At 45.6% G+C, this 1,847-nt stretch carries 2 protein-coding genes; both read right to left on the bottom strand.

Annotation, left to right across the window (positions count from 1 at the left end):
• Positions 1-125: 125 nt before the first annotated feature.
• The gene (locus RG19_RS17440) at positions 126-1,052 is read right to left on the bottom strand and encodes a hypothetical protein (protein WP_157515098.1); all 927 of its coding nucleotides are present in this window, start codon (positions 1,050-1,052) and stop codon (positions 126-128) included.
• On the bottom strand, positions 1,042-1,847 hold an 806-nt coding region (locus RG19_RS17040; RefSeq protein ID WP_238376556.1), incomplete at its 5' end, for a glycoside hydrolase family 19 protein. The genes RG19_RS17440 and RG19_RS17040, both read right to left, overlap by 11 nt.

Raw genomic sequence — 1,847 nt, 5'->3', positions numbered from 1 at the left:
AAACGATCATCTCGGCAATCCTTTGCGTACGAGGGTGAGTGATCCCGGGTCGCGCAATCTCTGCCATATCGATGGAGTTCCGGCCTACTCTTCTCGGAAGACGGCCAATCGTCTTTGCAACTACTTCAGTTTGTTATTGGGCTGTCTGCAATTGGTGCATCGCATGGCGCATCAAGTTGGTTAAGTGGTTGGACTGATAGCCTTTCGACCCAAGCTCTTATAAGCCCGTGTGTTGAAGACGAATAGGTTACCTCGGCCCATTCGTCTCCTCTTACTCTTCTGATATCTTTGATGACGACTTTATCGTCAGGTATGAGGTACATGGTGGTAGCTGTGCCGGAGTCAGGAGCTTCGTAAAGATATGATTTTGTAGCGATGCAGCCAAAAGCCTCCTCGCGACCGCCTCTTATTGAAATAAAAGAATCCTGGTCATTCCCAGAATTGATGGAAACTCGACTGAAATCATAATCGATATCTTCGATCGTGGTTGATAATTTTATTTCATCTTCATCGGTCACAGAATATACCTCTGTCCGTGCGAGCGGACCATATCTTTCGATGGAGACTATTTCTTTTTCTGCTGGTTTCACATGGGGATTGCAGACAGTCAATTCGCTTTCGATGAAAGATGTTTTTTCTTGGTGTCTGCTTTGTTGGTTTGGGGCTTCTGTTGTAATTATCTTGTAGCAAGGATTTGATGCGGAGTCGGATACTTTCACTAAAAGATCAATGGTGCCATCAAAGTTGACATCTTTTCCTATGATCGCGCTTGGGGCTCCCGTCCTTCCGTCAGGGACAACAAATACATCTGTAGTTAATGCAGAAGATCCTTGGCCAAGAGATATGCTTAATTCTGAATTCGATATCGATAGCTCTGCTGTTGCACCATTCCCAAGGTTGAAGTGCATTGGTTTGCCTTCCACCCACTCAGATATTTCAAACTCTTGTGGTGCTGGCTGCCTTTCCTGGCCTGACAGATCAGGTGCGCATGATGTAAGAGGAAGTGCAATGATAAAAAATATCGTCAAGTTGATGATTTCTTTAAACTTCATTGGCGTCTCCAAAGTATCGCGCGCTTCTAAAAATTCTCATTCCATTTGGCTTTGTGTGCAAGGCGCTTTCAGATACTCTGAATTTATCGAACGTCTTGTCGGAATGAATGGAGCATAAGTTTATTTTCAGCCTGGATGCGAGTTCCTGTAGGAATTCTTTTCTTTCGAGAAAGTGGTTGAATCCGCCATTTACTCCAATCGCTGTATATATGAAGTCATTGTTCTTCGCGTAGGTACTCATGTCCCCCCACGCGGATCCGTTTCGCCAGTACCAGCATGCTGAATCGGTGGCTACTTGAAGATTGCTTGCGACAAGGCCTCTATTCGCGTCGTAGTCGGTGCCATCGTTGTTTTCCCGGCGGGAATATGCTCGATAGTTGGTATTGTGGGTAAGCTGGATCAGTCCGCGGCCATGGTAATCATGGCCGCCGCTATAATTGTGCCAATGCGCCGGTATTGATCCGTCTCTATTTTTGTACTCTTGTGTTGTTTTTATGTAATCAGTCTCAAGTGCTACATGAGCTAGGAAGTGGGCCTTGTCAATGCATTCGGTTATGTCGTATGCATTCATTGCTAAGTTGATGGCTCTTAAAAAATCGGATACCGGTGTTCCTCGAATTGATGCGTGAGCGGACCTTGAGAACAGCCCGTTCTCTATTTGTGAGGCGTTAGTGATTGCCTGGAGCTGTTCTTCTGTTAGGGGTTGATTGCAAGCGCACGAAGATAAGCTTGAGTAGTTTTCAATAAACCCAATCGGATGCAGATGATGCACCGTCGAATTCGAAGGACCATGAC

It is taken from the genome of Luteimonas abyssi, from assembly GCF_001482195.1.
GTDB lineage: Bacteria > Pseudomonadota > Gammaproteobacteria > Xanthomonadales > Xanthomonadaceae > Luteimonas > Luteimonas abyssi.
This window is presented reverse-complemented; position numbering and strand designations above follow the sequence as displayed.